This window comes from Citricoccus sp. (assembly GCF_032154715.1).
In the GTDB taxonomy this organism is placed as follows: domain Bacteria; phylum Actinomycetota; class Actinomycetes; order Actinomycetales; family Micrococcaceae; genus Citricoccus.
Window position 1 is genome coordinate 1 of the sequence record NZ_JALDXU010000125.1, and the last position, 8,069, is coordinate 8,069.

Below are 8,069 nucleotides of genomic sequence, written 5' to 3' on the forward strand. Positions count from 1 at the left end.
AAAACGCTCAGAGAACCGCCGGACACCGTGCCAGCCCCGACTCAGCGGCCGCCCCGACCCACGGACAGCCGGACTCAGCGGCCGACCCGACCAACGGACAGCCAGGCTCAGTGGCCGGCCAAGGGATTGCCGAGGTCGCCGGCGTAGGCGAGGGATCCGGCGGGGTCCGTCAGGTCCACCATCTGCCGGTTGTTCCGCAACTGCAGGCGGTTCAGGCAGGACAGCCGGAAGGTCGGTTCCAGCAGGCGCAGGGCGTCGAAGCGTTCGGCCGTCTCCGGATGCCGGGACCGGTAGTCCGTCAGGCGTCCGGCCACCACGGACCAGAACCGCTCCTCGGTGACCAGGCCCTCGCGCTCGAGCAGCGGGGCCAGGAAGCGCAGGAAGCAGTCCACGATGTCCGTCAGGATGGAGAGCCCGTGGTCCTCCGGGGCCACCTCGGCCCGGAGGCGTTCGACGCGCGGGGGCAGGTCCGTCCGGCCCCCGAGTACCGCGACCTCTTCCGCCAGGTCCTTGAGCAGCACCCGTTCGGGGGCACCGTCCCGCAGCACCAGGATCACGTTCTCCCCGTGTGGCATGAAGACCAGGTCATGGCGGACCAGGCAGTGCACGATCGGCACCAGGTACGCGTCCAGGTACCGCTCCAGCCACGCGGTGGCCCCCAGCCCGGAACGCCGAATGTAGGCAGCGGCCAGGGAGGCGCCGTCGGCATCCGTGTGCAGCAGGGAGGCCATGGTGGCCAGCTGCTCGCCCGGGCCGATCCTCGTGGCCGGTGACTCCCGCCAGAGTGCCGCGAGCATCTTCCGGTATGCCGAATCCCGCTCGGTGGCCGCATGGAACAGCGGATTGGCATACCCGACGGCGGCGACCTCCCGCAGCAGCTGAACACGCCCCGGATCCAGCTCGGGGTCCGCGGCGAACACCTCCTGCAGCCAGTCGTTGATCGCCGGCGTCGCGTCCATGTACTCCGCGGACAGCCCTCGCAGGAACCCCATGTTGAGGACGGACAGGGCCGTCTTGACGTAGTGGCGCTCCGGGGCCGAGCGGTTGAAGAACGTCCGGATGGACTGCTGCGGCTGGTAGAGGTCCTCCGTGGCCCCCAAGTGCACGAGGTGCCCCGTGGCCACATCCGCCGCGAAGGTCACCGACAGGCGGTGGCGCCACTGCCACGGATGCACCGGCAGGGGCAGAAAGTCCGCGGCGTCCAGCCCGGTCTCCTCACAGGTCCGCTCCAGCCGGGCGCGGAAGGCGGACCGCAGCTCCGGGCCGAGTTCCGCCTCGAGCAGTCCGTCCAGGTCCAGACCTTCCACGGCGGTGAACCGGGTCCGGGACACATGAGCGGCGACCCACTCCAGCGGCAGGGCCGAGCCGGTCTCCGGGGCCAGCTCCAGGTAGTCGTCCGAGCCCAGGCCGAGCCGGCCGTTGTTGGCCACGAAACAGGGGTGGCCCTCGGTCATGGCAGCCTCGATCCGCTGGAAGTCGGCCACGGCGTCCCCCGTGCCCGCAGCCAGCTCCGCCGCGGTGGCCACCGAGTGCAGCTGCTTGTAGCAGTGGGAGGCCAGCGTGCTGCCGATCTCCTCCAGGTACACCGGCAACTGCGCCGCGGACAGGCCCAGGACGCTGCGGAAGGCCGTGACGAACCGCTGGACGTCGGGGACCGCGGGTGCCCAGCCGTCGTCGGGCCCGGTGTCCGCCTCATCCGGCCTCCCGACGCCGGCCCCCTCACCGCCCTCACGAGCCTCGCCTGGGTGCCCGGTCCGTTCCTCGCAGCGCAGGGACGAGGCATCGATGTCCCAGTGATCCAGCGCGTAGCGCCGGGCCTGGAACCGGTAGCGCACGCCGGAGCCATCCAGCTGCCAGGTGCCGTCCCGGAACACAGGTTCGAGAAGCCGCTCATGGCTGAACTCGGCGAGGGCCTTGGCCAGCAGATGTCGGTTGGCGGTGGCCCAGCGTGCCGGGGACAGGTGGGCGACGGTCTCCGCGGGACGAGCCGTGGCGGTGGCGAAGTCCGAACGGGTGCAGAAGGACAGCTGGGCCGTCTTGGCGGGGGCGCCGTCCGCCGCGGGCAGGTCCAGCCGCTCCACGGGCCGGAAGCCGCACCGTGCATTGAGCGCCTGAATCGCGGAGTTACGCGCATCCGGTTCCACCACGACGCGCAGCACCGCCGGATCCGCGAACAGATGAGCCAGTGACGCCTCCATCGCGGCGACGCTGTAGCCGGACTCGGTCCCGCCGGCACGGCCCGCGGCGCCCGGATCGTCGAAGCCGGTGGTGGCCGGGGCCGGCAGCAACAGGTGCAGTCCGGCATCACCGTGCCGCGCGGCGTAGCGGCCGGCCAGCACGGAATGGGCCGGATCGTAGGTCTCGAGCAGGAAGGCCGGTGTTCCGCCACGCCGCTCGTCCACGGCGAGGAGCGCGTGGTGATGCGGGTCGGCGGCGATCCGCTCGTGCTCGGTACGGACCTGTTCCACGCTCGCTCCGGTCAGGCCCCAGAAGTGCGCCCGCTCCGTGCTGACCCAGGAGTGGAGCAGATCGGCATCGGCCGCCGGGTCGACGGGGCGGAAGGCGAAACGGGATGGCGCCGGCGTGCTGCCGGTGGCGACCTTCACGTCAGCCGGGGTGGGGAGGGTGGTCTGGTCGATCATCGAAGGGCCTCCTGGAGGTCTGCGGACGGGATGGTCTGTGCTGAGGCGCCGGCGGCATCGGCGCCCGGGTCGAAGGTCGCGTGGCTGCCGGGCGTCCCGAACTCCTGGAAGGCGATCCGGCGCTCCACCACGTACTGCTCTCGCCCGCACAGGCGGTTGACGAGCACGGAATTCCGGTAGGCGCCCATGCCCAGGTCCGGCGCCGTGAACCCGTGGGTATGCAGTTCGGCGTTCTGGACGAACACGTCGCCGTGGCGGCCGATGCCGTAGCCGCGGTCCACGTCCCAGCGTCCGTCCGGGAGGCGGGACAGGCGGTCCTCGACGCCGGCCAGGAAGTCCGGCTGCCGGTAGGCATAGCCGGTGGCCAGGACGACGGCGTCGACCTCGGTCTCGTGGAGCCCGCCGTCCTCGCCGTGGCGCAGGGACAGCACCATCCGTCCGTCGCGTTCGCGGAGGCCCTCGAGCGCGGTGGCCGTCCGCAGGGTGGCCGGGGCGGGGCCGTCCACGCTGGCCGCGTAGAGGCGGTCGTAGATGCTGTTCAGCAGGTCCGCGTTGACGCCCTTGTACAGTCCCAGGTGCTTCGCGCCGAGGCGGTCCCGGGCGGATTGCGGCAGGGCGGTGAAATGGTCGATGTAGTCCGGGGACGTCATCTCCAGCGTCGGCTTGGTGTACTCGAGCGGGAAGAACCGGGGAGAGCGGGTCAGCCACTCCACGTGCCGGTGCTCCCCGGCTCCGGCCAGCAGGTCGTCGAAGACCTCGGCGGCGCTCTGCCCGCTGCCCACGACGGCGACGCGCTCGGCCGTCAGCAGGCGCTCCCGGGCGGGGAGATAGCCGGAGGAATGGACGACGCGCGGGTCGGAGTGCCAGGTGCCGGGGACGGCGTCGGGCATCTGGGGTTCGGTGCCGGTGCCCAGGACGAGGTTCCGTGCGGCCAGGGTGTGCGGGCCGTCCGGCGTGTGGGCGGTGACGCGGTAGGCCGTGCCGTCATGCTGGATGTCCGTCACCCGGTGCCCGTACCGGACGGGCAGCCGCTCGGCGGCCCAGGCGAGATACTTCGCGTACTCGGACCGCAGGGCGTAGAAGTCCTCACGGATGTAGAAGGGGTAGAGGCGTCCGGCGTCCTTGAGGAAGGCGAGGAAGGACAGGGGATGTGTGGGATCGGCCAGGGAGACCAGGTCGGCGAGGAACGGCACCTGCAGGTGCGTGCCCGCCAGCATCATCCCCGGATGCCATTGCGGCGCGTCCCGGGCCTCCAGGACCACGACGTCCAGGCCGGCGGGACCGGCGAGTGCGGCGAATCCGAGGTTGAACGGTCCGGCGCCGATCGCGATGGCGTCATGGACGATCGGGGCCGTCGGGGCCGTCGGGGCCGTCGGAGCACCGGGAGCGAGGCGACGTCCGGCCGGAACGTCTCGGGGGGTGGGTGCGCTCATGCGGTCACCTCCGTGCCGTCCACGGCACGCCCATGCCGGACCACGGCCTCCAGGATGGCCTGCACATCGGCCACGGTGGTGCGTGGGTTGAGGAGGGTCAGCTTCAGGTGACGCCGGCCGGCCACGGTGGTGGCGGCGACCATGGCCTCGCCGGAGCGGTACAGCGAACGCCGGAGGGCGTCCTGCAGCCGGTCCACGGCCGAGTCGTCCGCCCCGGAGCTCTGCGCCGGTGCGAACCGGAACACCACGGTTCCGAGCTGGACCGGGGCGGCCAGTTCGAGCTCGTCGGTCTCCTGCACCAGCCGGCCCGCCTCGGCGGCCAGCTCCAGGGTGGCGTCGAAGAGCCCGCCGAGCACGTCCGAGCCCAGGGAGCGCAGGGTCACCCACAGTTTCAGGGCGTCGAAGCGCCGGGTGGTCTGCAGTGACTTGTCCACCTGGTTGGGGCTGTCCGGATCCTGGTCCGGGTTGAGGTAGTCGGCGTGGTGGGTGATGTGGGCGAACCGGCTGCCCTCGGCCACCAGCAGCGCACTCGAGCCGATGGGCTGGAAGAACGACTTGTGGAAGTCCACGGTCACGGAGTCTGCCCGTTCGATTCCGGCGAGCCAGTGCCGGCGGGTGGGGGAGGCGAGCAGTCCGCAGCCGTAGGCGGCGTCCACGTGGAACCAGGCGCCGTTCCTGCGGGCCGTCGCGGCCAGGGCGTCCAGCGGGTCGATGGCACCGAAGTCAGTGGTGCCGGCCGTGGCGACGACGGCCAGGGCGCGGAGCCCCCGCGCCGCGTCTGCGCTCATGGCCCGCTCCAAGGCGACCTGGTCCATGCGGCGGTTCCGGTCCACCGGGATCGGCACGACCGCATCCTCACCGAGGCCGAGGTGGACGGCAGAGCGCACGATGCTGAAGTGGCTGTCCTGGGAGGCGTAGATCCGCCAGCCGGTCAGCCGCGCCGGGAGGGGACCGGTTCCGGGGGCGATGGCACGGTTGCGGGCCATCAGCAGGGCCTGCAGGTTCGACTGGGTGCCTCCGCTGGTGAAGATTCCGTCCGCTGCCGTGCCCCATCCGACCAGGTCTGCGGCCCACCGCACCAGGCGCCGCTCGATCAGCGTGGCGCCGGCCGATTGGTCCCAGGTGTCCATGGAGGTGTTGATGCTTGTGACCAGTGCCTCCGCCGCCACGGCCGGCAGGGCCACCGGGCAGTTCAGGTGGGCGGCGTACCGGGGATGGTGGAAGTACACCGCGTCGTCCAGGTAGAGCGAGGAGGCCTCGGCCAGCGCGGCCTCGGTCGAGCCGAGCGGTGCCCCGAGGTCGACGCCGGAGACGGACTCCTGCAGATCGGCCGGGTCCGGCCCGGTGGTCGGCGACTGGGCCCGGCCGATCGCCGCGGCGGCCAGCAGGGCGGCAGTCCCGGTGTCCTGCACGAAGCGGTGCGCGTTGTCAGCGGAGAGCAGCGCGGCGTCCGCCTCCGGATGCCGCTGGAGGAGGTCCGGGGCCTGCATCGCGATGGTCTGACCGGTCGGGCCGGTCGAACTGGTCTGACCGCGCGGAGCGGCCGGGGCCATCTGCTCGGTGGAGCTGGGGGCTGTCATACTGTCCCTTCGTTGATGAGGTTAGCCTTACCTAACCGGCGTCCATTAAACGCACAGGGATGGGGCGTAATTCAACTGGACTTTTGGTCAGGGCCGGCCAGGGCTGGCAAGGCGCGAGGCTGCTGGGTCCTGACGTCGGGCGGCCCGCCCGGGAGGCTGTGCGCTGGGACACCCTCCTGTTAGGGTGGTGGGACATTACTGACCGACCGTTCAGAAAGGCCCTGTCGGATGACCACGCACACCACCTCCGCGACCGTCCCCAGCTATGTCCTCGATCAGTGGTGGACTCCCGCGGAGGGCTCCCGCACCGCGGAGGTCCGCGACGCCAACACCGGCGAGGCCCTGCTCCGCTTCGGGGCCGAGGGCCTGGATCTGGGCGAGGTGCTGGCGCACGCCCGCACCATCGGCCAGCGCGAGCTCGGCGCGCTGACGCTGCACGAGCGGGCCTTGAAGCTGAAGGAACTGGCCCTGTTCCTCAACAGCCGGCGTGATGAGCTGTACGCCCTGTCCCACCGCACGGGGGCCACCGCGGTGGACAACATGGTGGACATCGACGGCGGTATCGGCGTGCTGTTCACCTACTCGTCCAAGGGCCGGCGTGAGTTGCCCAACGCCAAGGTGATCCAGGACGGGGGCGTGGAGCCGCTGTCCAAGGACGGCTCGTTCATCGGCACCCACATCTACACGCGCATCCCGGGTGCCGCCGTGCAGGTCAACGCGTTCAACTTCCCGGTCTGGGGCATGCTCGAGAAGTTCGCGCCGGCCTTCATCGCCGGTGTGCCGACCATCGTCAAGCCCGCGACCCCGACCGGCTATGTCACCGAGGCCGCCGTGCGGATCATGATCGAATCCGGGATCCTTCCGGCGGGCTCGCTACAGCTGATCTCCGGATCCGCCCGCGGGCTGCTGGACGTCATGGACTGCCGTGACCTGATGGCCTTCACCGGCTCGGCCTCCACGGCGCAGTCGCTCAAGGCCCATCCGAACGTGGTGACCGGCGGGGTCCGCTTCACCGCCGAGACCGACTCGCTCAACGCCGCCATCCTCGGGCCGGACGCCGTCGAGGGCACTCCGGAGTTCGACGCCTTCGTCAAGGCCGTGGTCACCGAGATGACCGTCAAGGCGGGGCAGAAGTGCACGGCCATCCGCCGCACCATCGTCCCGGAGGGACAGCGGGAAGCCGTCGCCCGGGCCGTCTCCGCGCGGCTGGACTCGCGCGTGGTCCTCGGCGATCCCCGGGCCGAGGGTGTCACCATGGGCGCCCTGGCCTCCCTGGACCAGCTGCGGGACGTGCGCGGGGCCGTCGAGGAGCTGATCGCCGCCGGGGGGGAGCTGGCCTATGGCACCCTGGATGCGCCCACGGTGCGCACCGCCTCGGGTGAGGAGGCCGTCGTCGAGCACGGCGCCTTCATGTCCCCCGTGCTGCTGTCCTGGGCGGACGGGGACGCCGAGGCCGTGCACTCCCGGGAGGCCTTCGGCCCCGTGACCTCCCTGCTGGGCTACACCGACGTGGCCGACGCCGTCCGCCTGGCCGCCCGCGGTTCCGGCTCCCTCGTGGCCACGGTGTGCACGAACGATCCGGAGGTCGCCCGTGAGCTGACCACCGGGATCGCCGGCCACCACGGCCGCGTGCACCTGCTCAACCGGGAGACCGCCCGGTCCAGCACCGGCCACGGCTCGCCGATGCCGCAACTGGTCCACGGCGGGCCGGGACGGGCCGGGGGCGGCGAGGAACTCGGCGGCATCCGCGCCGTCCTGCACCACATGCAGCGCACCGCTCTGCAGGGCTCGCCGAACCTGATCACGGCCGTCACCGGTGTGTGGCAGACCGGGGCGGACCGCCGCATCGCGGGCTCGACGGCGTACGGGGCGGAAGCCGGACAGGAGCACCCGTTCCGCAAGTCGCTCACCGACCTGCGGATCGGTGACGCCCTGGCCTCGGATCTGCGCCAGGTGACCCAGGAGGACATCACGGCGTTCGCCCACACCACGGGGGACACCTTCTACGCCCACACGAACCCGGAGGCGGCCGCGGCCAACCCCTTCTTCCCGGGCACCGTGGCGCACGGTTACCTGCTGGTGGCCTGGGGCGCGGGACTCTTCGTGGAGCCGGCCCCCGGGCCGGTGCTGGCCAACTACGGCCTGGAGAACCTGCGGTTCATCACCCCGGTGGCGGCCGGCGACTCCATCCGCATCACCCTGACGGCCCAGAAGATCACGCCGCGGGTCACGGACGAGTACGGCGAGGTCGCCTGGGACGCCGTGATCCACAATCAGGACGATGAGATCGTGGCGACCTACACCGTCCTGACCCTCGTCGAGAAGGAGGACACCCTCTATCGGGACTGGACCGACTGAGGCTGGTCCTGCGGACCAGAGCACGACGGCGGCTGGTCACCTTCTCGGAAGGTGAC

At 71.4% G+C, this 8,069-nt stretch carries 4 protein-coding genes; 1 reads left to right on the plus strand and 3 read right to left on the minus strand.

Annotation, left to right across the window (positions count from 1 at the left end; all coding sequences use genetic code 11):
- Window positions 1–107: 107 nt before the first annotated feature.
- The 3 genes from RUH65_RS14595 to RUH65_RS14605 are packed head-to-tail and all read right to left on the minus strand — an operon-like array spanning window position 108 to window position 5,655.
- Complete coding sequence (locus RUH65_RS14595) at window positions 108–2,642, minus strand: GNAT family N-acetyltransferase (RefSeq protein WP_313818332.1); 2,535 nt, start codon at window positions 2,640–2,642, stop codon at window positions 108–110.
- Entirely contained in the window at window positions 2,639–4,075 is a 1,437-nt protein-coding gene (locus RUH65_RS14600) for a SidA/IucD/PvdA family monooxygenase (RefSeq protein ID WP_313818333.1), read from the minus strand. Before RUH65_RS14600 ends, RUH65_RS14595 begins: the two co-directional genes overlap by 4 nt.
- On the minus strand, window positions 4,072–5,655 hold the full coding sequence (locus tag RUH65_RS14605; protein ID WP_313818334.1) for an aspartate aminotransferase family protein: 1,584 nt from the start codon (window positions 5,653–5,655) through the stop codon (window positions 4,072–4,074). The genes RUH65_RS14600 and RUH65_RS14605 overlap by 4 nt, the downstream gene beginning before the upstream one ends.
- Window positions 5,656–5,883: 228 nt before the next feature.
- Here RUH65_RS14605 and paaZ point away from each other — a divergent pair, with 228 nt between their 5' ends.
- Window positions 5,884–8,013: a phenylacetic acid degradation bifunctional protein PaaZ gene (gene paaZ, locus RUH65_RS14610; RefSeq protein ID WP_313818336.1), complete on the plus strand. Its 2,130-nt coding sequence runs from the start codon at window positions 5,884–5,886 to the stop codon at window positions 8,011–8,013.
- The last annotated feature ends 56 nt before the right edge of the window (window positions 8,014–8,069 follow it).